This is a genomic window from Nonomuraea sp. NPDC049141 (assembly GCF_040648415.1).
In the GTDB taxonomy this organism is placed as follows: domain Bacteria; phylum Actinomycetota; class Actinomycetes; order Streptosporangiales; family Streptosporangiaceae; genus Nonomuraea.
In genome coordinates this window covers 230,767-256,857 of sequence record NZ_JBEZDR010000003.1, presented here as the reverse complement: position 1 = coordinate 256,857, position 26,091 = coordinate 230,767, and the positions used below count along the sequence as shown (strand labels likewise).

The 26,091-nt window shown below is 68.9% G+C and carries 24 protein-coding genes; 13 read left to right on the top strand and 11 right to left on the bottom strand.

The features are described from left to right. Positions 1–17: 17 nt before the first annotated feature. The 6 genes from AB0B91_RS09820 (at position 18) to AB0B91_RS09795 (ending at position 7,594) form a co-directional block, all read left to right on the top strand. Entirely contained in the window at positions 18–1,289 is a 1,272-nt protein-coding gene (locus tag AB0B91_RS09820) for an extracellular solute-binding protein (protein ID WP_358317882.1), read from the top strand. Further along, positions 1,286–2,215, top strand: a complete 930-nt coding sequence (locus tag AB0B91_RS09815; RefSeq protein ID WP_358317881.1) for a sugar ABC transporter permease — start codon at positions 1,286–1,288, stop codon at positions 2,213–2,215. Before AB0B91_RS09820 ends, AB0B91_RS09815 begins: the two co-directional genes overlap by 4 nt. Beyond that, positions 2,212–3,018: a carbohydrate ABC transporter permease gene (locus AB0B91_RS09810; RefSeq protein WP_358317880.1), complete on the top strand. Its 807-nt coding sequence runs from the start codon at positions 2,212–2,214 to the stop codon at positions 3,016–3,018. Before AB0B91_RS09815 ends, AB0B91_RS09810 begins: the two co-directional genes overlap by 4 nt. Next, complete coding sequence (locus AB0B91_RS09805) at positions 3,015–4,925, top strand: hypothetical protein (RefSeq protein WP_358317879.1); 1,911 nt, start codon at positions 3,015–3,017, stop codon at positions 4,923–4,925. Before AB0B91_RS09810 ends, AB0B91_RS09805 begins: the two co-directional genes overlap by 4 nt. 96 nt (positions 4,926–5,021) lie before the next feature. Beyond that, entirely contained in the window at positions 5,022–5,789 is a 768-nt protein-coding gene (locus AB0B91_RS09800) for a hypothetical protein (RefSeq protein ID WP_358317878.1), read from the top strand. Then, positions 5,786–7,594, top strand: coding sequence for a right-handed parallel beta-helix repeat-containing protein (locus AB0B91_RS09795; RefSeq protein ID WP_358317877.1), 1,809 nt, complete (start codon positions 5,786–5,788; stop codon positions 7,592–7,594). The genes AB0B91_RS09800 and AB0B91_RS09795 overlap by 4 nt, the downstream gene beginning before the upstream one ends. Before the next feature lie 104 nt (positions 7,595–7,698). Here AB0B91_RS09795 and AB0B91_RS09790 read toward each other — a convergent pair whose 3' ends face one another. Further along, complete coding sequence (locus AB0B91_RS09790) at positions 7,699–9,333, bottom strand: IS200/IS605 family accessory protein TnpB-related protein (RefSeq protein ID WP_358317876.1); 1,635 nt, start codon at positions 9,331–9,333, stop codon at positions 7,699–7,701. Positions 9,334–9,497: 164 nt separating this feature from the next. On the opposite strand from AB0B91_RS09790, the gene AB0B91_RS09785 reads away from it, so the two are divergent. Then, a complete protein-coding gene (locus AB0B91_RS09785) occupies positions 9,498–9,713 on the top strand; it encodes a hypothetical protein (protein WP_358317875.1) in 216 nt (71 codons plus the stop codon). A 28-nt stretch (positions 9,714–9,741) separates the two neighbouring features. Here AB0B91_RS09785 and AB0B91_RS09780 read toward each other — a convergent pair whose 3' ends face one another. From AB0B91_RS09780 to AB0B91_RS09765, 4 genes are all read right to left on the bottom strand, one after another. Beyond that, positions 9,742–10,965, bottom strand: coding sequence for a cytochrome P450 (locus AB0B91_RS09780; RefSeq protein ID WP_358317874.1), 1,224 nt, complete (start codon positions 10,963–10,965; stop codon positions 9,742–9,744). Between the two features lie 90 nt (positions 10,966–11,055). Then, a complete protein-coding gene (locus AB0B91_RS09775) occupies positions 11,056–11,511 on the bottom strand; it encodes a GNAT family N-acetyltransferase (RefSeq protein ID WP_358317873.1) in 456 nt (151 codons plus the stop codon). Between the two features lie 28 nt (positions 11,512–11,539). After that, complete coding sequence (locus AB0B91_RS09770) at positions 11,540–12,205, bottom strand: response regulator transcription factor (protein ID WP_358317872.1); 666 nt, start codon at positions 12,203–12,205, stop codon at positions 11,540–11,542. Then, positions 12,202–13,428, bottom strand: coding sequence for a sensor histidine kinase (locus AB0B91_RS09765; RefSeq protein ID WP_358317871.1), 1,227 nt, complete (start codon positions 13,426–13,428; stop codon positions 12,202–12,204). The genes AB0B91_RS09770 and AB0B91_RS09765 overlap by 4 nt, the downstream gene beginning before the upstream one ends. Before the next feature lie 162 nt (positions 13,429–13,590). On the opposite strand from AB0B91_RS09765, the gene AB0B91_RS09760 reads away from it, so the two are divergent. Both AB0B91_RS09760 and AB0B91_RS09755 read left to right on the top strand, forming a co-directional pair. Beyond that, on the top strand, positions 13,591–14,607 hold the full coding sequence (locus AB0B91_RS09760) for an MASE1 domain-containing protein (RefSeq protein ID WP_358317870.1): 1,017 nt from the start codon (positions 13,591–13,593) through the stop codon (positions 14,605–14,607). Between the two features lie 257 nt (positions 14,608–14,864). Further along, complete coding sequence (locus AB0B91_RS09755) at positions 14,865–15,632, top strand: hypothetical protein (protein WP_358317869.1); 768 nt, start codon at positions 14,865–14,867, stop codon at positions 15,630–15,632. Positions 15,633–15,639: 7 nt separating this feature from the next. Here AB0B91_RS09755 and AB0B91_RS09750 read toward each other — a convergent pair whose 3' ends face one another. Continuing rightward, positions 15,640–17,439: a rhamnogalacturonan lyase gene (locus AB0B91_RS09750; protein WP_358318333.1), complete on the bottom strand. Its 1,800-nt coding sequence runs from the start codon at positions 17,437–17,439 to the stop codon at positions 15,640–15,642. A gap of 64 nt (positions 17,440–17,503) precedes the next feature. Next, entirely contained in the window at positions 17,504–18,475 is a 972-nt protein-coding gene (locus tag AB0B91_RS09745; RefSeq protein ID WP_358317868.1) for an arabinan endo-1,5-alpha-L-arabinosidase, read from the bottom strand. A 125-nt stretch (positions 18,476–18,600) separates the two neighbouring features. On the opposite strand from AB0B91_RS09745, the gene AB0B91_RS09740 reads away from it, so the two are divergent. Next, entirely contained in the window at positions 18,601–19,467 is an 867-nt protein-coding gene (locus AB0B91_RS09740; protein ID WP_358317867.1) for a hypothetical protein, read from the top strand. A 3-nt stretch (positions 19,468–19,470) separates the two neighbouring features. Here AB0B91_RS09740 and AB0B91_RS09735 read toward each other — a convergent pair whose 3' ends face one another. Genes AB0B91_RS09735 through AB0B91_RS09725 form a run of 3 tightly spaced genes read right to left on the bottom strand, consistent with a single transcriptional unit; the run spans position 19,471 to position 21,469 of the window. Continuing rightward, a complete protein-coding gene (locus tag AB0B91_RS09735; RefSeq protein ID WP_358317866.1) occupies positions 19,471–19,830 on the bottom strand; it encodes a hypothetical protein in 360 nt (119 codons plus the stop codon). Positions 19,831–19,862: 32 nt separating this feature from the next. After that, positions 19,863–20,900: a CU044_5270 family protein gene (locus AB0B91_RS09730; protein WP_358317865.1), complete on the bottom strand. Its 1,038-nt coding sequence runs from the start codon at positions 20,898–20,900 to the stop codon at positions 19,863–19,865. A 2-nt stretch (positions 20,901–20,902) separates the two neighbouring features. Beyond that, the gene (locus AB0B91_RS09725) at positions 20,903–21,469 is read right to left on the bottom strand and encodes an RNA polymerase sigma factor (RefSeq protein WP_358317864.1); all 567 of its coding nucleotides are present in this window, start codon (positions 21,467–21,469) and stop codon (positions 20,903–20,905) included. 111 nt (positions 21,470–21,580) lie between these two features. Here AB0B91_RS09725 and AB0B91_RS09720 point away from each other — a divergent pair, with 111 nt between their 5' ends. Continuing rightward, entirely contained in the window at positions 21,581–22,246 is a 666-nt protein-coding gene (locus tag AB0B91_RS09720; protein ID WP_358317863.1) for an MOSC domain-containing protein, read from the top strand. 23 nt (positions 22,247–22,269) lie between these two features. Here the strand turns inward: AB0B91_RS09720 and AB0B91_RS09715 are convergent, their stop codons facing one another. Further along, complete coding sequence (locus AB0B91_RS09715) at positions 22,270–23,598, bottom strand: GH1 family beta-glucosidase (protein ID WP_358317862.1); 1,329 nt, start codon at positions 23,596–23,598, stop codon at positions 22,270–22,272. A gap of 403 nt (positions 23,599–24,001) precedes the next feature. Between AB0B91_RS09715 and AB0B91_RS09710 the strand changes: the two genes are divergently transcribed. Together AB0B91_RS09710 and AB0B91_RS09705 are read left to right on the top strand one after the other, a co-directional pair. Continuing rightward, a complete protein-coding gene (locus AB0B91_RS09710) occupies positions 24,002–25,402 on the top strand; it encodes a glycoside hydrolase family 6 protein (RefSeq protein WP_358317861.1) in 1,401 nt (466 codons plus the stop codon). 206 nt (positions 25,403–25,608) lie between these two features. Beyond that, positions 25,609–26,004 carry a VOC family protein gene (locus AB0B91_RS09705; RefSeq protein ID WP_358317860.1) on the top strand — a complete coding sequence of 132 codons (396 nt, stop codon included), beginning with the start codon at positions 25,609–25,611 and terminating at the stop codon, positions 26,002–26,004. Positions 26,005–26,091 lie beyond the last annotated feature (87 nt).

Sequence of the window (26,091 nt, the reverse complement as noted above, 5' to 3'; positions counted from 1 at the left end):
TCTCCCCTGGAGGTGCGATGCGCTCCCCACGTCCATTCCTCGCCCTGGCCACCATCGGATGCCTGTCCCTGCTCGCCGGCTGCGGCGGGGGCGGCTTCGCCGGTGACAGCCAGGAGCGGCCGAGCGGGGGCGGCCAGGCCACGGTCCGGATGCTGGTCAACATCACCCCGAACCTCACCCAGGCGTACTGGGACGGGCTGGTCAAGCCGTTCGAGCAGGCCAACCCCGGCATCGACGTCAAGATCGAGGCGCCGACCGGCAAGGGCGTGGCCGACACGCTGCCGCAGCAACTCGCCGCCGGCAACGCCCCCGACGTGGTCGAGACGCTGACGGCCGACGAGACACTCGCCAAGCAGATGCTCGACCTGACCGATCAGCCGTGGGCCAAGGACACGCCGCTGGCCGAGCAGGCCAGGCTGGGCGGCAAGATCTACACGGTCGGCGTCGGAGTCCAGGCGCAGTCGCTGGTCTTCTACAACAAGAAAGCCTTCGAGAAGGCCGGGATCGACCGGCCGCCGGCCACGCTCGACGACTTCGACGCGGTCATGGGGAAGCTCAAGACGGCCGGGTGGCTGCCGCTGCAGACCGGCGGGGAGTTCCTGACCGGGCTCCAGGTGCTGCAGCTGTCCAACCCGTCGCGCGCCCAGACGCTGCCCACCTGGCAGCAGGACGTCAAGGCGGGCAAGGTCAAGGCGGGCGAGTCGCTGCTGCCGTACCTGGAGCGCTACCGCACCTGGATCGACAAGGGGTACGTGGACAAGAACGCGCTCGGCATGAAGTACGCCGATGCCGAGACCGCCTTCCTGTCCGGCAAGTCGGCGATGTACGTCATGGGGAGCTGGTTCACCGCCTCCGAGGCCAAGTCCAAGAAGGACTTCGAGGTAGGCGTCTTCCCCGCCCCGGTCGACAAGGGCCAGCGGTACCCGGGCCCGCAGGGCGCCACGATGGCGGCCCCGTACATGATCCTCAAGTCCACCCCGCAGAAGGACGCGGCGATCAAGCTGGTCCAGTGGCTGGTCACCGACCCGGCGGCGGTCAAGAGCCAGCTCAAGCAGGACGGCAACTTCCGTGCCGGGGTGGAGCGCGAGTTCACCCCGCTGGAGAAGCAGGTGCAGCAGATCCTCGACGGCGCCCCCTCCGGGGTCCCGCAGGGTGAGGGGTACGGCGACGCGACCCTGCCCAAGGGCTTCAACGCCGCCTGGAACACCGAGGTCCAGGGCCTGTACGTGGGCAAGTCGCCCAAGGAAGTGGCCGAGGGTGTGGACCGCTGGCTGGCCGGCCGGTCATGACGCTCACCCGGGTAGCACCCCTTGTCACCACCACGGTAGTGCGGCGGAAGCCCAGGAGACGCGACGGATGGGCCACCGCGATCATGGTCGGCCCGGCCACCGTCCTCTACACCGTGATGCTGATCGTCCCGGTCGGCCTGGCCCTCTACCTGAGCCTGACGGACTGGGACGGCTTCAGCGCCGACCCGGCCTTCGTCGGCGCCGCCAACTACCTCGACCTTCTGGACGACCCCGACCTGCGCCGCGCCGCCTTCGTCACCCTGCTGGTCGCGGCGGCGGGCACGGCCGGGCTCAACCTCCTGGGCCTCGGCTTCGCCCTCCTGGTCAACGGCGTCTCCAGGGCGAACACGTTCTTCCGGATCGTGCTGTTCTACCCGCACGTGCTCAGCGCCCTCGTGGTCGGCTTCCTCTGGTCGGCGATCCTCGGCACCACCGGCGCGGTCAACAACCTGGTCACCTCCTGGGGCGGCGAGGTGCTGCCGTTCCTGTCCGATCCGACGTGGGCCACGGTCACCATGATCGCGGTGCTGGTGTGGGCGGGGTTCGGCGTCAACGTGGTGCTGTACCTGGCCGGGCTGCAGGCCGTGCCGCACTCCCTGATCGAGGCGGCGCGGATCGACGGCGCGACCCGATGGCAGGTGTTCAGGAACGTGACGCTGCCCGCCCTGGGCCCGTCCGTGACGGTCAACATCGTGCTGTCGCTGGTGACGCTGCTCAAGACGTACGACCTGGTGGTGTCGCTGACCGCGGGCGGCCCGGCCGGGCAGACGCAGACCGTCGCCTACCTCATCCTGTGGAACTCCTTCCACGACGCCCGCCTCGGCTTCGGCTCGGCGCAGTCGGTGCTGCTCATGCTGGTGACGGGCGCGCTGGCGTTCGTGGTGACCAGGCTGCGCAGGCGGGGCGAGCTGGCGGTGCACCAGTGAGAAGGACCTTCCTCTGGGCGACCGTCGCCTTCATGCTCATCCCCCTGTACGTGCTGACCGTCAACGCGTTCAAGGGCCAGCAGGACATCCTGGCCAACCCGTTCGGCCTGGGGAGCCTCACACTGGAGCCCCTGGGCAGGGCGCTGACGAACCCGCAGTTCAACGTCGTCAAGGGGTACGCGGTCACGCTGCTGTTCGTGGTGGCGGTCAACGTGCTCTCCGTGGTGCTGGCCGCACCCGCGGCCTACGTGATCGCGCGCAGCCCGAAGCGCCGCTTCCGGGTGCTGATGCTGTTCTTCCTGGCCGGGACGTTCATCCCGGGTCAGGTGCTGGTCATCCCGGTGGTCTACGTGCTCAAGACGCTCGGGCTGATGGGCACGATCCGTGGATTCGTGCTGTTCGAGACCGTGCTCACGCTGCCGTTCTCGATCTTCCTGTACGCGGGTTACATCGCGACCGTCCCGGCCGTGCTCGACCAGGCGGCGGCCGTGGACGGGGCCGGGCGGCTGCGGACGTTCTGGCAGATCGTCTTCCCGTTGATGCGGCCCGCGGTCGCCACGATGGTCATCCTCAACACCTTCTCGGTGTGGAACGACTTCGTGAACCCGCAGATCATCCTGGGCCCCGGCAGCGGCCTGTACACGGTGACCACCGGCGTCTACGCGGCGGTCAGCCAGTACGCCACCGACTACACGGTGGTCTTCCCGACGCTGCTGCTGGCCATCGCCCCGCTGCTGGTCTTCTTCGTCTTCATGCAACGGCACATCATCAGCGGCCTCACCGCCGGGGCCACGAAGGGATGACTTTGCGGGAAATCAAGGCGACCGTCCCCCTCGGCGCGCCGCCGGTCTGGGCGGTGCTCGAACGCCGGCTGTTCGACGCGCTGGACGAGGCGTGGCGGGCCTTCGCCGCCCGCTACTGCGGGCCGGACGGCCGGCTCATCTACCACGGCCAGGGCGAGGAACGGGACGGCGCCGACGACTTCTATGAGGCGTTCTTCAACTGGCCGGCGCTCTACCAGCTCGGCGGCGCCGACGACCTGCTCGACGCGACCAAGCACCACTGGGAGGGCGTGACCGCGCAGCTCACCGAGCTCGGCTACCTGGTGGACGAGTTCGAGCGCGGCTACGACTGGTTCCATCAGGGCGAGTCGCTGCTGCTGTTCTATGGCATCTGCGCCGCCGACCCGCGCGACGAGCGCTTCCGCGACCTGGCCCGCCGCTTCGCCGGGCTCTACCTGCCCGGCTCGGCCAACTACGACGCCGAACTCGACCTCATTCGCGCCCCGCACAACGGCGCGGGCGGCCCCCGGTACGGCCTCCAGCGGGAATGGGCCTCCTACCACGCGGACCTGGAGAGCATGCGGCCGTACGGGCTGCCGCTGCGCGACCTGCCGGGCATCACGGCCTGGGCGGACCTGGCCGACCCCGGCAACGCCGGCCGCATGGGCGCCGCGATGAGCGAGCGGCTCGGCCGCGGCGACGTGGCGATCAACCTGGCCGCCACCAGCCTGGCCGTCAACGCCTGGCTGTACGACGGCGACGACCGCTACCGGGACTGGGCGCTGCGCTACATCGGCGCCTGGCAGGAGCGGGCCGCCGCCAACCACGGCGTGCTCCCCGACAACGTCGGCCCGTCGGGCAAGGTCGGCGAGCTGCACGGCGGCCGGTGGTACGGCGGCATCTACGGCTGGCAGTGGCCGCACGGCCTCTACAGCGTCGGCGCCGCCGCCGCGATCGCCGCGGTCAACGCCCACCTGCTGACCGGCGACCAGGCCGCGCTCGCCATCGGCCGCGACCCCCTGGACACCGTGTACGGCCACGCCAGGCAGGCCCCCGTGACCGGCACGGAGATGAGCACCAGCGACCGATGGCTGGCCGAACTGGGCGAAGAGGCCGGGCGGCCCACCATGCTGGTGCCCAACCGGCACGACGACCGAGGCTGGTTCGACTTCCAGCCGCCGCAGCTCGGCCTGCCGGTCTGGCTGTGGCACACGGGTCTGGCCGAACAGGACGCGGACCGGATCGACCGGCTGCGGGCCGCCTCGGGCTACGACTGGACCACGGTACGGGCGTTCCGCAACAAGGAGGAGGCCGGGCACGAGGCGCCCTGGCTGGAGTTCCTGCGCGGTGCCAACCCCGGCTTCCCCGAGGCCATGCTGGCCACCGCGCTCGGCCAGGTGCAGCGGCGGATGGCGCTCATCGACGCCGACCACGCGGACCTGTCCACCATCCACGTGCACCACTGGCAGCGGCTCAACCCGGTGCTCACCGAGGCGCTGCTGCAACTGGTCACGGGCACGCCGCAGGTCCTCTACAACGGCGGGCTGCTGCCGGCCCGGCTGGCCTACTTCGACGCCGACCGCCACCGCCCCGGCCTGCCCGCCGACGTGGCGGCGCTGGTCGACTCGGTACGGCCGGACGGCGTCCGCGTCGAGCTGGTGAACCTCGGGCTGAGCCGCACCCGCAGGGTCGTGGTGCAGGCGGGCGCGTTCGGCGAGCACGACATCGACCGGGCGGTGGTGACCGGGGCCGAGCCCGGCTATCCCGGCGACCCGCGCTCCTACACCGCTCCCCCGATCACCGAGGCCGAGCGGGAGGTGGTGGTGGGCGGCCCTCGGCTGCTCGTGGAGCTGCCGCCCGGCCGCCGCATCCGGCTCGACCTGCACACGACCGCCCGCGTCCGCACCCCGTCGCACCAGCACTACTGAGCCGCACCGGCCCCGCTGTCCCACCGGCACTACTGAGCCGCACCAGCACCGCTGACCCGCACCGGCTGACCCGCACCGGCACTATTGAGGAGTTTCATGGACGACCCCATCTGGGACCTACCTGTTCGCGGGCCAAAACCCGCCGAACCCGATCCCGCCCTCGTGGCCGGGCTGTCCCGGATCAGCTCGGCCACCGCCTGCGCCAAACTGCACGGCCAGGGCATCCGGCGGACCTTCGTCGAAGGGCCGCGTCCCATCGCGCCAGGCCAGCAGGTCGTCGGCCGGATCCGCACGCTGCAGTTCATGCCGCAGCGCGAGGACATCGCCTCCGGGCTCGGCCAGGAGTACGTCGAGCGGCACACCGCCCTGTGGGCCGTGCTGGAGGAGATCGAGCCCGGCGACGTGCTGGTCGTGCAGGCGTACGGCAGCGCCTACACCGGCTGCTTCGGCGACATGCTGGTCCGCTACTTCAAGCGCAAGGGCGGCGCGGCGATCGTCGTGGACGGCAGGATCAGGGACCTGCCCCGGGTCGCCGAGCTGGACGTGCCGATCTGGTGCACGGGCGCCACCCCGCAGTACGCCTCGCAGGCGGAGCTGTTCCCGTGGGCGTACGACGTGCCCGTGGCCGTGGGCGGGGCGCTCGCGCTGCCCGGCGACCTGTGCGTGGCCGACGACGACGGCGCCGTGGTGGTGCCGCGCCGGCGGGCCGCGTCCGTCCTTGAGGCCGCCGCCGACCACGAGCAGTGGGAGCGCTACAGCCGCGCCCGCATCGAGGAGGGCGGCGCGCTTTCCGACTATTACCCACTCACCCCCGAGACCCGCGCCGAGTACGAGCGGTGGCGGGACATGAAGGAGAGCCAGTGATCCTCAGGTCTCTGAGCGCGATCGTCTTATTGATCGGCGGATTGACGACCCCGACCCCGGCCGCCAAACCCACCTGCGACTACTACGTCACCACCTCAGGAAGCGACCAGGGCGACGGCAGTTCCCGGCGCCCGTGGAAGTCGGTGGAGCAGGCCCGCGACCGGCTCCGGGCCAAGAAGGGCCACCAGAACTGCGACATCGTCGTCAACGTCAAGTCCGGTGACTACGTCGTCGACAAGACGATCACCTTCACCGAGGCCGACTCCGGCGCGAACGGCCACAAGATCACCTATCGCAGCGCCGACGGTCCGGGCAAGGCCAGGCTGCTCGGGGCCAAGCCGCTGACCGGCTGGCAGAAGTACAACGACACCATCTACAAGACCAAGGTCGACCGGAGCTTCTACACGCTCTTCGAGGACGGCAAGCGTGCCACCACCGCCCGCTACCCGAACAGGACCAGCGACGACCTGTGGTCGCCGTATCTGTTCTCGGTGACGCCCGAGGCGGAATACCAGGCCGTGCACAACTGGCTCTTCTTCGACGCCAAGGACATCCCGAAGGAGTGGGACGCCGACTTCGACAAGAACGCCCAGATGGTCGTCTGGTCCGGCGGGTCGTGGAGCTGGTTCACCGACACCGTGCCGCTCGGCGGAGCCGACTTCCGCAAGAACTTCTTCACACTCAACAACGACGCCCGCTTCACCCTCGTCAACAGCCGCAGCGGCTCACGCTACTTCCTGCAGAACACGCTGCGCTTCCTGGACCAGCCGGGCGAGTACTACTTCGACTTCGCCAACAGCGAGGTCTACTACTGGCCCAAGAGCTCGATCGACAAGGTCATGGCGCCCACCGTCAAGACGATCATCTCGCTGGCCGGCTCCTCCCCCGAGCACCGGGTGCAGAACCTCGCCTTCGACGGGCTGACGCTGCAGTACTCGGACTTCGTCGACTGGTACCGGTACGGGTGGAACGGCCCCGGCGACTCGGGCTACGAGCACAAGTACCCGATCTACGACCGGCAGATCGAGATGCCGCGCAACAGGTTCGGCATGATCACCGTGACGAACTCCCGCGACATCGACCTGACCCGGCTGCACCTGTCCGACAGCGGATACACCGGCGTCTTCCTGCTCTTCGCCAACGAGCGGGTCAAGGTGTCGGACAGCCTGCTGGACAACCTCGGCGGCGACGGGATCAAGGTCGAGGGCGGCTACCCCGGCGAGGGCGACATTTCCGGACATCACACGATCACGAATAACTACATCTACCACGTCGGCGAGCTGGTCCCCGGCGACGCGGCCGGCATCGAGCTGATGAGCACGGGCAACAACACCGTCAGCAACATCGTCGTCAAGCACAGCGCCCGCTACGGCATCAGCCTGGAGGTCCGCCCCGAGATCAAGAACGAGGACAACTACGCCAGGAACAACCGGTTCTCCTACATCCGCCTGGAGGAGACCGGCCTCGACAGCGGCGACATGGGCGCCTTCTACACCTATGGCGTGCACAACGTCGAACCGCATCCGATCGACAACTACGTCTCGCAGATGGTGATCGGCGACGTCATCAACGACCCCGCCGGGCAGATGCCGGACTCCGGCACACGCGGGGTGCACATGGACGCCGGCGGCTGCGGCTTCGCCATCTCCAACGTCGAGGTCGGCAAGGTCAGCGACGACAAGTACCAGGCGTACAAGTGCAACGAGGTCACCAACGCCAACTGGGCGGACGGCTTCGACACCTCGAAGATGGAGTACGACAAGATCGGCGTGACCGGCGCGTTCCCGTACCCGATCCCGAGCTAGACGGCGACCGGTCAAGCCAGCCCCGCGGCGACCGTCGCGGGGTCCCGGCCCACAGCGCCGCGATATACGCGGATGGTATGAGTCATACCGTGACGGCACCGTTCCTAAAGACTGAGCGGGAGTGGGTCCTGTTGCCAGGGCTCATGCTCGGCCGCGCGCCCCGAACGGTGGTGGGCGTGCTGGTTGCCCGCGTTCTGGCCGCGTCCGGGCAGCGCGGATCGTGTCCGTGGTCCGGGAATGCGGAGGCGGGGTCCCTCACGCCCAAGAACCTCCGGCCCGGCCTGGACGCTCCGATGCCCGCGACGATCGCTCTGGTCGTCGCGGGGCGGTGTCGTCCGTCGCCGGATCGCATGCCCTTGGGCGCGCCTGCCGATCGCGATGCTCGCCGCATCGTGCCGGCTGGTCTTACGATTGGTCGAGGTGAGGGGCTGTTGCCAGTGCTGTGCCCCCCACTTGGAGGTGTAGGCGGGGTCCACGGCGATGACGCTGATGCCGGCCGTCTGGGCCATGCTGGACAGGCGGGCGCGGAGGCGGCCGGTGGGCATGCCGGAGATGAGCTGCCGGAACCGCTTGTTGCGGCCGTGTTTCTCGCGGGTCTTGGCGGTGGTGAAGTCGAGGTCTTCGACGGCGATCGCGCGCAACTGGCACGTCCGGGCCCAGTGCAGCAGGCGGGTCAGGGCGTGCCGGACCTGGGCGTCACGGTGCTCGGCGGTGCCGGTCAGGTCGTAGCCGAAACGGCGCGGATCGCCGATCGGGTTACCGTGCACATCCAGCCGCCAGGCAGCCAGATGATCGGCATTGGTGTCCACCCCGACCACGCCCCCGGCCAGCGCGGCGGCGATCGGGGTGGCCGGGGCGACCGGATGGGACCAGGAAGCGGTCAGATACCAGCGGCTACGCTCCATGTCCAGGTGGATGCGGTAGGCGACGGCCTGGTTGGCTTGCACCCGGTCGGCCCACTGCTGCCCGCGATGCGCAAAGCACACCTTCGCCGCCAGCACGTACCGGCCGTGCCCGGCGTTGGCGTACGCGGCGAGCGGGGCCGGCAGCTTGATACTCACTTCACCGTCGGGAGTGACGCGGATCGTCTCATTGCCATACCGCTTGCCCGACTCGCCATCGGCCTGCAGGAACCACCGCTCGACCTGCCACCGCTGCCGCCATTCGGCCTCGGTGAGCTGGGCGGCTTGGAGGTGGTGACGGGTGTTGAGCAGGCGCCTGCCGCCCCGCACCACCCGCACCCGCCCGTCCTCCCAGTCGGCCCGCTCCCGTTCCAGCCGGTCGCGCAACATGGCCAGGCGGCGGGCCTTGGCATGCCACTCCTGCCTGCTGCGGTAACCGCCCGGCGCCTTCTTCGAGCCCTTCGCGCCGATCGGCTGAGCCAGACGGTGCGCGATCGTCGCGATACCGGCCTCAAGCGACTGGAGGTGCGCCCACTGGCAGCGGCGAGCCAGCGCCCACTGATCATGCGACGCCTTCGTGATCGCCCCCGCCCACCGCGACGACGACAGCGGCGTCAACTCCCGCTTGCGGGACGCCCACCCCTGGCTGGAATGCTCCAACCCAGCACGACAACGCACCGCCAGATCCCGCGAAGCCAAAGTACCGAGATGTGCGCCCACCAACCGCAACACCCGCTCATCGCGCGCCGTCAAGCCCTTGAGCCGATCCCGGATAGCCACCCCCGACGGCCCCGGAGCGACGAACGGCGCAGCGATCAGCCGCAGCGACTCAGCCATGCGCGTCAGCCACCATCGCCAGGCAGGCACACTCACCTACCGAACGGCGACCACACTGGTGAGCGCACCACGACGTCACCGCATCCACAGGGGAAGCCAACCGGCACGCCCGCATGACCCGCACCTCCAACTTTCACGGATAGCGACCGTTAGATTACCAATGGTTGGCTGAGCTGGATAGAACATATGAACGACACGCCGACAGCACCCGGCACTCACAACCAATCCACGTCACCGCAACCGGCACCCCGGGGCCGGACAGATGCACCAGCCAAACCGCCGGCACCTACCGGTGGGTGGTCAGCGTCAGCGACACCTACGTCGTGCCGACCACCCCGATCGGCGAGTACTACTTCCTGGGCACCACCAGCCCCGCCTAGGTCAGGCGATCGCGGGCCCGCCGGGAGCTCAGCCGGCGGGCCCCAGCACCACGGGCAGCTCGACCGGCCCTTCGGTGATCATCGACGGGGTGTAGGCGATCTGGTCCTGATCGACCGCCAGCCGCAGCTCGGGGAACCTGCCGAACAGCGAGGACAGCGCGATGCGGGCCTCCAGCCTGGCCAGCGGCGCCCCCAGGCAGAAGTGCGGCCCGCGGCCGAACCCCAGATGCGTCTCCTGGCCGCGCGCGATGTCGAAGCGCCCCGCGTCCCCGCCGAACCTGGCCGGATCCGTCCCGGTGCCGGCGACCGCGATCATGATCGGCTCCCCGGCCGGGATCGTCACGTCGCCGAGCCGCACGTCCTCCAGCGGGTAGCGGAACAGGACGTTGATCACCGAGTTCCGGCTGCGTAACGACTCCTCGACCACCTGCCCCCAGGCGTCCTTCGTACGTGCCAGGTCGAGCTGGTCGCGGTCCGCGCACAAGGCGATGACCGCGTTGGCGAGCAGGTGCACGGTGGTCTCGTGACCGGCGATCAGCACCAGCCACAGAATCCACACCATCTCGCTGTCGGACAGCCGGTCCCCGTCGTCCTCCTGCGCCCGGATGAGCCCGGTGGTGAGGTCGTCACCCGGATCGCCGCGCTTGCTGTCGATGAACCGGCCCAGGTACCCGAGTAGGGCGGCCCCGGTCGCGCCGGCTTCGTCCGGGGTGGCGGTGTGCGACAGGAGGACGCCGCTCCAGAGGCGGATCTGGTTCCGGTCTTCTGCGGGCACACCGAACAGCTCGCAGATCACGTTGACGGGCAGCGGCTCGGTGAAATGCCGGACGAGGTCCACCACCTCCCCCTCGTCCGCCAGCCGGTCGAGGAGCTCGTCCGTCATCTCCTGGATGCGCGCGGCGAGGCCCTGCACGCGTGCCGGGGTGAAGGCCCGGTTGACCAGGCCGCGCAGCCTGCGGTGATCCGCTCCATCCTTGACCAGCAGGTGCTCGCCCTCGATGAGCTGCCGCAGCGGCCAGTCCGGGGAGATGGTGCCGTCGTGCAGCGCGGTGAAGTTCTCGGGGTTCTTGCTGAAGCGGATGTCGTCGTTGGAGAGGACCGCGTTCACCGTGTCGTACGAGGTCACGGCCCACGCATTCACCTTGCCCGGAAGCTCGATGCGGAACACCGGCCCGTTCTCGTCCCGATAGCGGTGAATCGTGCTGGACGCCAGCTCACCAGGGACCGGTATTTGCAGAGGAGGGGTCGTCATTCAGGGGTCTCCAAATGTCGGAATGTCCCCCAACTTTCCGCTATCGAAGAGCCCTCAAACATCTACCGGCCGCGCTACAGTCGCCGACGTTCAGAGCGTCTTAGTCATGAATGCGCTATATGGGTCGGACCGATAATCCGCGAACGGCTCGCAGTATTCGAAGCCGAATTTCTCGTACAGCTTCCTGGCGGGCAGGAAGAACTCGTCCGAGCCGGTCTCGAGGCTCAGCCGGGTGAGCCCCATGCGCCTGGCCTCGGTGATGATGTGCGCCAGGAGCAGGGACGCGACCCCGCTCCGCTTGCGCACCGGCCGGGTGCGCATCGACTTCACCTCGGCGTGCTCCGCGTCCAGCCTCTTGAGCGCGCCACAGCCCACGAGGGTGTCCCCGTCGATGACCGTCCAGAACGTGACCTCGGGCTTGCGGAGCGCGTCGAGGTCGAGGGCGTGCTTGCTCTCCAGAGGCGTGATGGATCGCATCTCCTGGAGGTGCTCGTCCAGGAACGCGGCGATCTCCGCGCCCGACAGGTCGTCGACAATGATCTTCATGCCCATATGCGTCAGGGTATCGCCCAGGTTACCGGGACGCGGGCTTGACCAGGCCGCAGTCATAGGACAGGACGACCACCTGGGCGCGGCTGGTCAGGCCCAGCTTGGCCATCAGGCGGTTGAGGTGGGTCTTGACGGTGCCCTCGCTCACCGACAGCCGCTCGGCGATCTCCCTGTTGGACAGGGCGTGGCCGACCAGGCCGAGCACCTCGGTCTCGCGGCTGGTGAGGCGGTCCAGGGCCGGGGGCGGGGACACGGCGGCCTCCTGCGGCGGGGCGGCGAACGCCTCGATCAGCCGCTTGGTGGCGATCGGGGCCAGCAGGATGTCACCGGAGGCGACCGTGTGGATGGCGGCGATCAGCCGCTCGGGCGGCGTGTCCTTGAGCAGGAAGCCGCTGGCGCCCAGTCGCAACGCGTTGAAGACGTACTCGTCCAGGTCGAACGTGGTGAGGATGAGCACCTTGGGCGGCGTGCTCTCGGCGGCGGCCAGGATCCGCTCGGTGGCGGTGATGCCGCTGATGCCCGGCATCCGGATGTCCATCAGGATCACCTCGGGCTTGACGGCGGCGGCCAGGCGGACGGCCTCCTCCCCGTCGGCCGCCTCGCCCACCACCTCCAGGCCCGCCGCGCGCAGCAGCGCGGCCAGACCGGCACGGATGAGCACCTGATCGTCGACCACGAGCACTCTGATCATGAGCTCGCTTCTTGAGTCTGATCGTCGGGCGGGGGCAGCGGGAAGATCGCCAGCACCTCGAATCCGCCCAGCGGCAGCGGCCCTGCGGTGATCGTTCCCTGATAAAGCCTGACACGTTCGGTCATGCCGATCAATCCGTGACCGCCAGAACGGGGGCTCCCGGTGAACGCCGCGCCGTCGTCGGTGACGCGTAACGTCAGCCTGGCGGGGGCGTACGTCACCCGGATCTCCACCCTGGCCGGGCCGGCGTGCTTCAGCACGTTGGTCAGGGCCTCCTGGACGATGCGGTAGGCGCACAGGTCCAGGCCGGGCGGCAGCGGCCTGGCCGCTCCCTCGACGACCACCTCGAGCGGCAGCCCGGCGGCGCGGATCCGCTCCGCCAGGAGTTCGAGGCCCTGGAGCCCGGGGGTCGTCGTGTACAGCCCTTCGTCCTGGTCGTCGGCCTCGATCCGCAGGATCGACAGCAGCCGCCGCATCTCGGCCAGCGCTTCGTGGGTGGTGTCGGCGATGACCCCCAGCGAGGCGTGCGCGGTGGCCGGGTCGGACAGGGCGACGTAACGGCCGAGGCCCGCCTGAACGGAGATCACCGACATGTGGTGGGCGACGACGTCGTGCAGTTCGCGGGCGATCCGGAGCCGTTCGTGGGTGACGGCACGGCGGGCGGCGGCGTCCTGCTCCCTGCGGAGCTGGTCGGCCAGCTCCGCGAGTTGCCCGGTGCGCTCGACCAGCAGCCGCGTGCTCGTGCCCGCGCCCACGGCGCCGGCCGCCACCAGGAGCGACTGGCCGAGGGCCGACCACAGCGCGATGCCGGGCTGGTGGAGCCCGGCGTGCACCCACTCCGTCACGAGCAGCGCCGCCCCGGCCAGACAGACCGCCGGGGACCGGTGGGCGGCGACGGTGTAGAGGGCCACCAGCGGGCCCATGTTGTTGAGGACGAAGTGGTAGCCCAGCAGGTGGTAGACCAGCGCCGCCACGGTGGAGACCACCAGGACGGCGACCGGCGCCCGCCTGCGCAGGGCCAGCGGCCCGTTCACCAGCAGGCTCAGCGTCAGGGACAAGGCGTCGGCGGGCCGGCCCTTGCCCGGCTCGTAGATCTCCCACAGCCACGTCCCGACGACCAGCGTCAGGGCCAGAGCGCCGTCGAGAAGCAGGGGGTGGACCGCGGACACCCGCCGTACGAGCGATGCGGCGCTGATGTGCATCCGCCACGCTAACTCCGTCACCGCCCGTAGCGCATCAAACCGGAGGTATACCTCGACTGCTGCAGAAGTTGCAGCCCAGCTCGGTGCGTGCGCGCGAACCACATCCAGCGGTCGGTGTCCCGCTCATCCCGTAGCAGAATGTCATGGGGGGCAGTTTTCGCAGGTGACGGGGAGTGAGGCGACATGCTGAACAACGATGGGCCCCGGTCGCATGTGATGAACGTCCTGCGGGTCCTCGCCGTCGCAGGCGCCTATTTCGCGGCCGCCAAGGTGGGGTTGCGGCAGGAGCTGGTCGGCGGGCAGGTCACGCCGCTCTGGCCACCGACGGGCATCGCGCTGGCCTGTCTCCTCCTCATGGGCATCCGGTTCTGGCCCGGGATCACTCTCGGTGCGTTCCTGGTCAACCTGTCGATCGGGCCGACGTTGCCCGCGGTCGTGGCGATCTCCGTGGGCAACACCCTCGCTCCGGTGTGCGCTTATCTCATGCTCGTCCGGGCGCGTTTCAGCATCGAGCTGGATCGGTTGCGGGACGCGCTGGCGCTGGTGTTCCTCGGCGCCTTGATGGGGATGGTGATCAGCGCGACGGTGGGCAGTGGCGCGCTCCTGCTCGCCGGTGGACTCCAGAGCAGTGACTTCTGGCCGACGTGGTCGGTGTGGTGGGCGGGCGACGCGATGGGCGTTCTCGTGATCACCCCCATTCTGCTGGTGCTGCGCACGTCCCGGACACCGTGGGACGCTCACCTGTCCCGTTGGATCGAGGCGATCGCCCTGGCCGTGGGCACGCTCCTCGTCACGCTGGTGGCGACGATGAGCTCCATCAATCTGCTCTTCCTCGTCTTCCCGTTCCTGATCTGGGCCGCCCTGCGGTTCCAGTTGGCGGGCGCCACGGCATGCGCGCTGATCGTGGTGACGGTCGCGATCGTCGCGGCCGCGCAGGGTTCCGGCCCGTTCGCCAAGCACGACCTGTTCCTCAACATGGTCACCCTTCAAGCGTTCAACGGGGCCGCGTCACTGACCGCCCTGCTGCTGGCGGCGATCATCGCGGAGCGCAATCAAGCCCATGACAAGCTCGAACAGATATGCACCCGCCTTATGGAGGTCGCTGACCGGGTCGACCGGCACCGGCCCGCGGACCAACAGGTGCCGCTCCAGCAAGCAATAGTGCCTGGTACGGTCCGCCATGAGCGTCATACCGGCTGAGCGGAGACCTTCTGACATTCCACCTTGCGCACAATCACCGCTCTCAACAAGCCCATCATCACCAAACTCGGCATAAGCTGATTTTTGCCACATTAGCGCGAACATCCACCGCTGACCCAAGAGACATGCTTCACCACAATCGCCGGCCAAGCGATTAGTACGTTGTCCTGAGTGTGGGTTTGTAGAGCCCTGCTGGAGGGAGCCGCGCGATGGCCCACCACGAGTCAGCCCCGAGAGGCCGGCGCTCCGTGTTATCGGTGCCGCAGTGTGAGGTGATCGAGCGGATCTGTGCGCCGTTGTCGCCCGATCAGGCACGCTTCCAGGCCGTACCACTGCCGCTGGGCGGGGTGCGCGTCTGGGCGGACCTGACCGGAGCCGAGGGAAAGGCGTCCTGGGTGGTGCACCAGCGCATGGCCCGGCAGGTGGCCCGGGTCGGCTGGCACGCCGAGGCCACCGCCGAGCGGGTGCTGGTGCAGGGTTGGAGCGCGGGCTGTCTGAAGCATCGCGTACGGCTGTTGCAAGGCGCACTCAGCGGACGGCTGGCCGACTACCGGAAGAGCGCCGAACAGGCCGTCGCCACCGCGGTGCGGCTGCACGCCGAGCAGGAGGACGGCCAGGCCGGCCGGACGGCGATCGTCGCCGCGACGTGCGCGGAACTGACCGAGCTGCTGCTCTGGCCGCAGCGCCTGGCCGAGCTGGACGGCCTGGAGCGCACCTCCCGGTCGCGCCGGCTGCAGCTGCTGCTGGCGCAGGTGGCCGGGCTGGAGGCCAAGGTACGCCAGGCCTGTGCCGAGCATGAGCTGCTGGCCCGGGCCGTGGCGGGATGGGCCGACGACCACCTCGCCAGCGTCGGTGCCGAGCAGGCTCAGCAGCAGGCGTTGGACCAGGCCCGCCCCTGGCTACGCGCACTGGACAGGCTCGCGGGCGGGCCGCCGCCGACCGGCTTCACCCGGCGGGCCTCCGGCCTGGCCGAACGCGTCGCCGCGACCGTCACCAACGGCGACTGGGCCGAGGCCGCCTCCTGAGACTCTCTCAGCGCACGTAGATGTTCGGCTGGGCCGGGGTGGACATGCCGTTCCCGAGGAAGAAGCCCGGGTGCGGCGGCTGGTTGTAGGCGCTGTTCTGCCAGGCGATCGCCACCCGATACTGCGGGTCGTGCATGAGGGTCCACAGCCGCTGCGTCGTGGCGGTGGGGGTGCTGTAGATCCGTAGCGCCGTCTCCGACGTCGTCGGCCAGACGACCTCCTCGCGCCAGTCGCCGAACAGGTCGGCGGACAGCGACGGGGTCGACTTGGTGCTGTTGTTGGCGTGCACGCCCGAACCGGTGAGCAGGCGGGTGTCGGCGCCGGTGCCGTACTTGTCGATGTGCGTGCCGTCGAGCAGTTCGCGGACCGGGTCGGCGTCCCACCACACCACGAAGTTGGTCGAGCCGGGCTTGCGGCCGATGTTCGCGCCGGAGGTGTTGTACAGCCCGGAGACGGCCGCCGACCACGACTCGGCGCCCGCGCTGCCCGCGTACACGTCGTCGGACACGCCGCGCCCGTTGTCGCAGCCGCAGGAGGGGTTCGTCCAGATGACGGCGCCGGTCCGGGCGTCGACCATGGAGGTGGCGGGCTGGTTGGTGTTCTCGTGCGGCTTGAACACCTCAAGGCCGGAGCGGGCCGGGATCAGGTCGCCGACGTGCAGGGCGTCACCGTGGAACAGCCGCGTGTTCCACAACGGGCTCCCGTTGTCGTCGATCGCCTCCGAGCCGTAGACGATCTCGTCCCGGCCGTCGGCGTCGACGTCCGCGATCGCCAGCTGGTGGTTGCCCTGCCCCTCGTACTGGGAGCCGGACACGTTGGAGTCGAACGTCCACCGCTGGGTCAGCGCCCCGGCGCGGAAGTCCCAGGCGGCGATCACCGTACGCGTGTAGTAGCCCCGCGCCATGATCAGGCTGGGCCGCTGCCCGTCCAGGTACGCCGTACCGGCCAGGAACCGGTCGACCCGGTTGCCGTAGGAGTCGCCCCAGCTGGACACGGTCCCACGAGGCGGGTTGTAGGAGACCGTGGACATGGCCGCCCCGCTCTGGCCGTTGAACATGGTCAGATATTCGGGCCCGGACAGGATGTAGCCGGAGGAGTTGCGATAGTCCGCGGACGCGGAGCCGATGACCTTGCCGGTGCCGTCCACGCTCCCGTCGGCGGTCTTCATCGCGACCTCGGACCTGCCGTCGCCGTCGTAGTCGTACACCTGGAACTGGGTGTAGTGCGCCCCGGCCCGGATGTTGCGGCCCAGGTCGACACGCCACAGGCGGGTGCCGTTCAGCCTGTACGCGTCCACGAACACGTTCCCGGTGTAGCCCGACTGGGAGTTGTCCTTGGCGTTGGACGGATCCCACTTGAGCACGAACTCGTAGCGGCCGTCGCCGTCCAGGTCACCCACGCTCGCGTCGTTCGCGCTGTAGGTGTAGGCGACCCCGTCGGGGGTGGTGCCGCCGGCGGGCCGCTGGATCGGGACGTCCAGGTAACCACTGGCGAACTGCGTCGCCGCCGCTGAGGGCGCCTGCTCGACGCCGCCGACCACCGCGCGGACGGTGTACGCGGAAGTCGCCGCGGCGCCGGAGTCGAGGTAGTTCGTCGAGCTCGTGATGGGCGACGAGTTCAGGAGGGTGCCGCCTCGGTAGAGGTTGAACCCGGTGCTCATGCTCTCGGTGCCGAGCAGGCGCCAGGACACCAGATTGCCGCCGCTGGAATGGACGCTGATCAGGCCGCGATCCAGGTTCTCCACCTGCTTGGCCACGGCGGCGGAGGCGACGTTGACGTCCATGGTCCAGGTCAGGGCGAGGACCATGACGAGCACGAGAGAGAGGGAGCACCTTCTCGCGGGAAGCATGCCTGGCTCCAGGGGTGAGGGTTCAGTAGACGTAGGGCCAGCCGGCGCTGTCGTAGGCGATGAGGTTGATGCCGAGCAGCGAGGCGCCGTTGTCGGCGTAGTAGTGGTAGAAGAGCACGTCGGCGTCGCTGTCCGTGATCACCGCCTGATGGCCCGGCCCATGGATGCCGCCGTGCCCGGCGAGGACCTGCGTGCCGCCGCCGGAGGTCATGGCGGTGCCGTTGCGATCCACGTACGGGCCGGTCACACTGGTCGACCGCCCGACCATGATCCGGTACGTGCTGGACGCGCCCTGGCAGCACAGGTCGAACGAGACCCACAGGTAGTAGTACGACCCGTGCCGGAAGATGAACGGCGCCTCCACGGCCGTGCTGCCGCCGGTGCGCTGCGCGATCGAGTAGAGCGCGGTCCCGGAGCGCAGTCCGGTCGAGGAGTTGACCGGGATCAGCTTGATACCGGTCCAGAACGATCCGAACGACAGCCACCAGTTGCCGGCGGCGTCCGTGACCAGGTTGGGGTCGATCGCGTTGTAGCTGCTGGACGAGGTGGTGGAGATGACCAGCCCCTGGTTGGCCCACGTACCCGAGGCGCCGGTGGCACTGGTGGCCATGAAGATCGCCGAGTTGCGGGAGCCGAACGTGGAGGCGGCGTAGTACATGTAGTACTTGCCGTTGTGGCGGGAGATGTCCGGCGCCCACAGGCTGGCGCCGCCGCCGGTGTACGGCAGCGTCCATGACGCGCCGCCGGGGAAGGCCACACCCGCGTCCCGCCAGGCCGTGCGGTCAGTGGACGTCTTGAGGGCGATGTTGTTACCGGTATTCGCCAGGAGGTAGCCGCTCGACGTCTTCACGACCGAGGGATCGTGCACGCCGATGCTGCCGGTCACGTACCCGGGATTGGGATAGGCCGCTGCCACCGCACCGGCCGGGCGGACGGCGATCACCGCCGCCGCCATGACCAGGACGGTCATCAGGGAGACGATGGATCGCGCCATGTGCCACCTCGCTGTTATCGCTAACACTTGAGGGGATCGCCGGTGAGTCTTCTCGGCCGTACGGGGAGCGTCAAGGCGCGGATTCGGGGCCTCCGGGTCTTCCCGGGTCACCTCGGGTGCGGCCGGTGAAACGTTCACAATGTGATCGCGACGAGACGTACGACTGGGAAGATCATTGGATGCCATCACGAGGAGCAAAGGCGATCGCGGCCCTCACCCTGGCCGCATCGGTGTTGACCGGCGCACCCGCCGCCGGCGCCGACGCCGCGCCGGACCCGGTCGCCGCGATGCAACGCCAGCTCGTCAAGGGCCACGGCGTGCGAATCAACGATCGCTTCACCATCAACGACGGCGGCCAGGGTGGTTGGGATCGCGGCCAACCCGAGAAGGGCATCGTCGGGTTCGGCAACGGCAAGATTGTGGCAACCGATCTGCGGTATTACCACACGGCGAAAAGCAGCACCCGCACGATCTGCATCGGCAAGCGCGCCTGGGAGTACCGGCCGAAGGGACTTCCCAAGGGCAAGACGTGGCTCGCCTACGAATCCGTTCAGCGGCTGGCTGTGGGCTCAGGCCATATCCGCCTCGACGACCCGGCCACTTTCCGGGCCGTGCTCGCCACCACCACGAGCAGACGGGCCGCGAGCACCTACGACGGCACTCGCACCACCCTCTATGAGGGCACGATCACTTTCGGCCAGTTGCTCGACGCCAACCCTGCCAAGGACTTCTACTTCCTCAAGCAGGGGTCCGAATCCGAATACACTGCCTGGACTATCTCCTGGCGCCTGTGGATCGGCCGAGACCAGCTCGTACACCGAGCGTGGAGCAAGTGGCGCGAACCAGAAACCAAGCCTTTCAACGGGATGACCGAAGGGCAGGGATGGTTCGGCTACATCAACGACGTCCGCTTCTCCGACTGGGGTATGAGAGCCGACATCCAGCCTCCGCCCCCCGGCCGGTCGATAACGAGCAAGAAGCTGATGCGATAATGATCAGTCTGGATGAGATCGGCCAGACGTCCGTAATATGACCAGCGCTCCCCCGTACGCCACGCCGTACCACGTGGGCAGCCACACGCCTCCGATCACGGCGGCGGCGAGGCTGATCGCCGAGACCGCGGCGAGCAGCAGGACGGCGGCGGTCCTCTCCCGCGCCGCCAGCGCCGCCAAGGCGGCCCCGCCCAGCACGCCCGAGGCGGCCAGGAGATCCAGCACCAACCACCCGTCCAGCAGGCCGGCCCGCGTCAGCACGTGGAGCAGTGGGAGTGGCAGCGACGGTGTCCAGATCCAGGTGAGCCCGCCGGCCAGGTTGACCGCCGACGGGAGCACCAGCAGCAGCGAGGCTGTCGGCACCGCCCATCGGCGCAGGCGGGCCGCACCACCGTTCAGGGCCGTACTCCGGGCTTGTCGGTGATGCCGATGGCGAGGCGGACGGCGAGGGTCATGATCGTCCCCTTCTTGATCGTGTGGGAGTCCCCCAACGTAACGATCTTCTGATCCCCGTTCGTGGTGGTGCCCTTCTCAGGGGAGGTGTAGTCGGCGATGGCGACGGCACGCTCGCCCAGGTACGTGTACGTGGTCCGGTCGAGCAGGATCTCGTGACCCACCCAGCCGTCTTCGATGGCGCCGACGGCCAGCGCCGGACGTCCGGCGACGTCTACCGCGTCCGGGTTCACCGTCACCCCGGGGATCTTGGCCATCGCCTGGTAGACGGCCGCCTCCTGGGCCGGGGGGACGAGGTTGTTGTTGAGCAGGGAGCCGAGCAGTCTGTAGGCGATGACATCCCGCTTCTCGCCGTGATCGCCCATGTTTCCGTACAGCCAGGCCAGGAGCGCATCGGGATCCGTCGGCAGCGCCGCCACCTTGGCGAAGCTGGTGGGGGGCATGCCCCCTCCGGTGGGCGAGCGGACCATCTTGCCGCCTTCGAAGGTGACCAACACCTTGCCGTCGGCCCGCGTCCAGGCCCGATCCACGGTGGTTTTCAGCGGCGTCTCCGGCGTCTGCACCTCGCCTGGGGCGGCATTGTCGACCCCCTGGAGGCGTGTCTCCATGTAGATCCATTGGTCCGGGCGGGGCGCGGTGAAGGGCCGGTCCCGGGCGACGGCGGCCGCCTTGTGGAGCAGTACCTGCGCGTTGGCGGCCGGCATCGCCAGGCCGGGGACGATCGGGCGCGGCACGTCGACTCCCCCGGGGTTCCCGACGACCACTGCGACCATCGTGATCGCGACGGCCAGCGCTCCCACCGCGAGGACGCGCCCGCCCGAGCGGGGCAGGCGGAAGCGGCGCGCACGCCGGGGAACCGCCGCGGTGACCTCCTGGAGGAGCGCGGCCCTGGCGGCGGAATAGGTGTCATGGGACGGCGGGGCGGGCTCAGGCCAGGTCCGGCGCAGGGCGTCCAGATCGGCGTCCGGGTGTTCGTTCATGATCAACTGCCCTTCCTGGTGAGTGCCGGGTCCAGCGCGGCGCGGATCTTCGTACGGGCCCGGTGGAGCCGGGACCGGACCGTGCCGGCCGCGACGCCGAGCGCCTTGCCCGCGTCTTCGGAGGTCAGGTCGGCCCAGGCGACCAGCAGCAGCACGTCGCGCTCGGCGGCGGGCAGCCTGGCCAGCGCCGCCGCCAGCCGGGGGCGGTCCGCCAGCTCACCGGCGATCCGGTCGGCGTGGTCCTCGCTGCTCTCCTCGACACCGGTCCTGGCCAGCGCGCGGTACTGCCGGACCTCGGCCCGGTGGTGGCGGGAGATCAGGTTCGAGGCGATCCCGTACAGCCAGGGCCGGGCGTCCGGGCGGGACAGGTCGTAGGTGTGGCGCCGGCCGAACGCGATCAGGAACGTCTCGGCGGCGATGTCGTCGGCCAGGGGCCGGGTGAGCCGCCGCTCGGCGTAGCCGTGGATCGGCGCGTGGTAGCGGTCGAACAGTTCGGCGAAGCACTCCGGCTCCCGTAAGGACCGCTCGATGATCGCGGCGTCCTCCTCCCGCTCCGTCATCTGGGCCATGTCGTAGCTCTTCGAGTCATCGCCTGTCTTCCGTAGCGGGGATCGGTCCCCCCTCCTTCACCGATCACCCCAAAAGTGTTCGCTCCAATGATCAGTAATAGTTTGGGAACCATGAGACTTCTGTCGGTGAACGTCGGCCGCCCCATGCCCGTGGACTACACCGATGCCCCGGGAGGGATGACGGGCATCGACAAGCGCCCGGTGACGGGGCCGGTCCAGGTGTCGCCCGTCGGCCCCAAGGGCACGGTGGGCGGCGGCGTGGCCGGGGACGCCGTCTGCGACCGCCGCCACCATGGGGGCAGTGACCGGGCGGTGTACGCGTTCGCCCGCGAGGACCTGGACGCCTGGGAGCTGGCCCTCGGCCGTACGCTCGCCAATGGCGCCTTCGGTGAGAACCTCACCACATCCGGGCTGGACGTGACCGAGGCGCTGATCGGCGAACGCTGGCAGGTGGGCTCCGACCTGGTGGTCGAGGTGACCGCCGGCCGGATTCCCTGCCGCACGTTCGCGGGGTGGGTCGGAGAGAAGGGCTGGATGAAGCGGTTCATCGAGGTCGGCCGTACCGGCGCGCTGCTCCGGGTGATCGCGCCGGGAGAGATCCGCGCGGACGACCCGATCACCGTCGTCCGCCGCCCCGACCACGACATCACCGCGGCTCTGCTGCTCCGCGCCGCCACCACGGAGCGCCACCTGCTCCCGCGTACGCTGGCCGCCGCCGAGTGGATGGAGTCCGAGCTACTGCGCACTGCCCGTACGTATGCGGAAAAGTACGGATGAGCTGTGCCGCTTGCGCGGCGGGATCACCCCAGGCCGCCCTTTCGGATGCGGGCCGCGTACCAGAGGGCTGAGTCCTTCGGGGTGCGCCGCTGCGTGTCGAAGTCCACGTGCACGATGCCGAACCGCTGCCCGTACCCGTGGGCCCACTCGAAGTTGTCCAGCAGGGACCAGGCGAAGTAGCCCTTGAGCGGCACTCCCCGGCGAGCCGCCTCGGCGCAGGCGTTGATGTGGCGTTCCAGATAGTCGATGCGGTCCGGGTCGTGCACAGCCCCGTCCGCGCTCAGCTCGTCGGCGAAGGCCGCGCCGTTCTCGGTGATGTAGAGGTCGATGGCGGGGTAGTCCTTGTGCACGCGCTGGAGGAGCTCCAGCAGGCCGTTCTCGTCGATCTCCCAGTCCATCGTGGTGCGCTTGCGGCCGCCGTCCACCCAGCGGACGTGTTCGGCGCCGATCCACGGTGTGCCGGTGGACGGCGCGGGCTCGCCGGCCGCGACCAGGGCGGGGGAATAGTAGTTGATCCCCAGCATGTCGATCTTCCGGGAGATGGTCTTCAGGTCCCCGTCCAGGACGTGGGAGAAGTCGCTGTGGGGCGCCAGGTCGCCGACGACGTCCTCGGGGTACGAGCCGAGCAGCACCGGATCGATGAACAGCCGGTTCTGGAGGCCGTCTATCCGGCGAGCGGCGTCCACGTCCGCCTCTGACGCCGTGGCGGGCGTCACATGCGACATGTTCAACGTAATGCCGATATTTCCAGACAGGAGGGGGATGGCGAGGCCGTGGCCCAGCAGCAGGTGGTGCACCGCCTTGACGGCCTCGGACGGCTCATGACGCCCCGGCGCGTGCTCGCCACCGGCATATCCGAGCAGCCCGGAACACCACGGCTCGTTCAGCGTCGTCCAGCTCGCCACCCGATCCCGCAACGCCGTATGCACAATGTCGGCATATTCCGCGAATCGATAGGCCGTGTCCCGGTTAGGCCACCCGCCCGCGTCCTCCAGGTACTGCGGCAGGTCCCAGTGATAGAGCGTCGGCCACGGCGTGATGCCGCGCTCCAGCAGCGTGTCCACCAGGCGACGATAGAAATCGAGCCCGCGCTGGTTCACCACCCCGCGCTCCGGCACGATCCGCGGCCACGAGACGGAGAAGCGGTACGCCTGTAACCCCAGCCCCGCCATCAACTCCACATCGTCGGCGTAACGGTGGTAGTGGTCGCAGGCCACGTCGCCGTTCTCGGCATCGCGCACCTTGCCGGGGGTGCGGCTGAAGGTGTCCCAGATGGACGTCCCCCTGCCGTCCTCCGCGAACGCGCCCTCGATCTGATAGCTGGACGTCGCCGCGCCCCAGAGAAAACTCATGCCTTGACGGACCCTTCCCATGATGCCGCCGATGATCTGACGACCGGCCGGATCATGACCATATAGAGCGGGCTGATCCCCATCCGCACGGGGATCATGACCTGGCGGTACCTCTCTCGGAATAACGCACCTGGCCTGCGTCGATGCTGTCGACATACAGACTGGGAGCGCTCCCATAGACGGTAGACCATGACCTGACCCATAGAGAAGAGGCCCCGCTTTACGGACCTTTCCCCATACGCAATCCCTTGACCGTATCTAGGGTGGTCAGTAATGATCAGCGCCGACGCTGCGGCACCGCGCCGAGAGAGGTCCGCCATGTCTTTTCGAGTGCGGTCGGCGTGCGCGCTCAGCACCTGCGCCGACGACGCTCTTCGAGCGAACCCCACTGAAAGGTGATTTAGTGCGATTTATCGCAGCAAAAGCCGCCGCAGCCTTAACCGCGGTCGTGGCCGCCGTCCTGGTCGTACCCCCGCCTGCCTCCGCCGCCGCCCAGCTGATCGGCAACGGCGTCTTCACCAGCTCGACCGCACCCTGGCAGGCGATCGGCCAGACGGCGGTCACGGCCGAGTCCGGCCGCATGCGGGTGAACGTGACTTCTGTCGTCGCCAATCCGTGGGACGCCATGGTGACCAGCCCCACCACGGCCGCCCTGACCGCGGGCAAGAACTACACGCTCTCGTTCGACGCGTACTCCACGACGGCCTTCAAGGCCACCACTACCGTGCAGTACGTGGCGACGCCCAGCTCCAACCAGTCGCTGGCCGCGCCCGTCCAGCTCACGACGGGAAGCAAGCGCTACAGCATCCCGTTCGTGGCCGCGGCCGCCACCAGCACGGCCGCTGAGGTGACCTTCCAGCTCGGCGGGTCCGGCGGCACCCCGACGGTCCGCTTCGACAACGTCTCGCTGATGGAGACGCAGACGACCCGGCCGACGGCGCTGTACGTCTCGGACAAGTCGAACCCCGCCCAGTACGTCTCCACCCACCAGGGCACGAGCGAAGCCACCGCCATCGGCTCGAACATCGCCAACAAGCCGATCTTCGAGTGGTTCGGCGGCTGGTTCACCGACCTCACGCTGGCCGTGGACACCTACGTCGGCGCCGCCCAGGCCCAGGACAAGCTGCCGATGCTGGTGGCGTACAACATCCCGAACCGCGACGCGTGCGCTAACCAGTCGGGCGGCGGCGCGGGCGACGCGGCCGGGTATCACACCTGGATCACCGAGTTCGCCAAGGCGATCGGCACCCGGCACGCGATCGTCGTGCTGGAGCCCGACGGCACAGCCGCCGCCAGTTGCGCCGACGATCCGGAAGGCCAGTACGCGATGCTGCTGGACGCCACCCAGGTCCTGCGTGCTCAGGCGCCGAACGCCTGGGTCTACCTCGACGCGGGCAACGCCACCTGGGTCGCGGCCGACGACATGGCCACGCGGCTGGTCAAGTCGGGCATCGCCAACACGCGCGGCTTCTCCGTGAACGTGTCCAACTACATCACCACGGCCAACTCCGAGACCTACTCCGTCGCGGTCAACGGCTACCTGTCCGGGACCGTCGGCGCCAAGAAGTACGTGATCGACACCAGCCGTAACGGCAACGGCCCCTGGAGCGGCCAGGACAGCTGGTGCAACCCGCCCGGACGCAAGCTGGGCAGCGCGCCGGTCAAGCAGACGACCGGCGCCGAGTACCTCTTCTGGGTCAAGGTCCCGGGCGACTCCGACGGCAGCTGCAACCTGGGCCAGGGCATCCCGGCCGGGACGTTCAGCCCCGACCTGGCCATGGCCCTGATCAACGGATCCTCCTAACCCGAAGGGCGGCGAACCCCGGCCTGCCTGCCTCGGCGGGCCGGGTCCGCTTCTAGATGCGTGAGCGGAAGGGAAACAGAACGCCGAGCCGACCACCTCGGCTCCTTCGTCGCTATCGCCGCCGCTCTCACCTGCTACCGCCAACTCGCCAAATAAGGCGACGTCCTACAATGTTTGGCGGGGGGCGCCTGGTTCTCGGTGACGGGGTGATCGAGGTGTCGGTTTCACTGCTGGCTGTTGTCGTTGATTGTCGCGACCCGCTTCGCCAGGCCGAATTCTGGGCGCAGGCCCTGGCTTACAAGGTCAGCCGGCGCAACCCCGACGAGTTTCAGGTCAGCGATCCCGCCGGTGTCGGCGGATCACTGTATTTCATGAAGGTGCCCGAGCCCAAGGTGGGCAAGAACCGGCTACACGTGGACCTGGTGACCTCAGGCTCCATGGAGGCCGAGGTCACGCGGCTGGTCAAGGCCGGAGCTCAGCTGGTCGAGGTGCGGCAGGATCCGGTTTCCCACGACAACCCGGACACGTGGACGGTGATGCTCGACCCAGAGGGAAACGAGTTCTGTGTGACGAGTACCTCCACCATGACCGGCTGGGAGTGACCGAGTGATCTGCACGAGCGTCGGCATTGCCGACGGCTCGATTTCGGGGATGCTCAAGTACCCCGGGTCGCCAGGATTGCGCCGTGA

Bases quoted from the DNA above. Each gene is read 5' to 3' on its own strand.
- AB0B91_RS09820 (WP_358317882.1), top strand. From the start codon at position 18: ATGCGCTCCCCACGTCCATTCCTCGCCCTGGCCACCATCGGATGCCTG.
- AB0B91_RS09815 (WP_358317881.1), top strand. From the start codon at position 1,286: ATGACGCTCACCCGGGTAGCACCCCTTGTCACCACCACGGTAGTGCGG.
- AB0B91_RS09805 (WP_358317879.1), top strand. From the start codon at position 3,015: ATGACTTTGCGGGAAATCAAGGCGACCGTCCCCCTCGGCGCGCCGCCG.
- AB0B91_RS09800 (WP_358317878.1), top strand. From the start codon at position 5,022: ATGGACGACCCCATCTGGGACCTACCTGTTCGCGGGCCAAAACCCGCC.
- AB0B91_RS09790 (WP_358317876.1), bottom strand. From the start codon at position 9,333: ATGGCTGAGTCGCTGCGGCTGATCGCTGCGCCGTTCGTCGCTCCGGGG.
- AB0B91_RS09780 (WP_358317874.1), bottom strand. From the start codon at position 10,965: ATGACGACCCCTCCTCTGCAAATACCGGTCCCTGGTGAGCTGGCGTCC.
- AB0B91_RS09775 (WP_358317873.1), bottom strand. From the start codon at position 11,511: ATGAAGATCATTGTCGACGACCTGTCGGGCGCGGAGATCGCCGCGTTC.
- AB0B91_RS09770 (WP_358317872.1), bottom strand. From the start codon at position 12,205: ATGATCAGAGTGCTCGTGGTCGACGATCAGGTGCTCATCCGTGCCGGT.
- AB0B91_RS09760 (WP_358317870.1), top strand. From the start codon at position 13,591: ATGCTGAACAACGATGGGCCCCGGTCGCATGTGATGAACGTCCTGCGG.
- AB0B91_RS09750 (WP_358318333.1), bottom strand. From the start codon at position 17,439: ATGGTCCTCGCCCTGACCTGGACCATGGACGTCAACGTCGCCTCCGCC.
- AB0B91_RS09745 (WP_358317868.1), bottom strand. From the start codon at position 18,475: ATGGCGCGATCCATCGTCTCCCTGATGACCGTCCTGGTCATGGCGGCG.
- AB0B91_RS09730 (WP_358317865.1), bottom strand. From the start codon at position 20,900: ATGAACGAACACCCGGACGCCGATCTGGACGCCCTGCGCCGGACCTGG.
- AB0B91_RS09725 (WP_358317864.1), bottom strand. From the start codon at position 21,469: ATGGCCCAGATGACGGAGCGGGAGGAGGACGCCGCGATCATCGAGCGG.
- AB0B91_RS09720 (WP_358317863.1), top strand. From the start codon at position 21,581: ATGAGACTTCTGTCGGTGAACGTCGGCCGCCCCATGCCCGTGGACTAC.
- AB0B91_RS09715 (WP_358317862.1), bottom strand. From the start codon at position 23,598: ATGAGTTTTCTCTGGGGCGCGGCGACGTCCAGCTATCAGATCGAGGGC.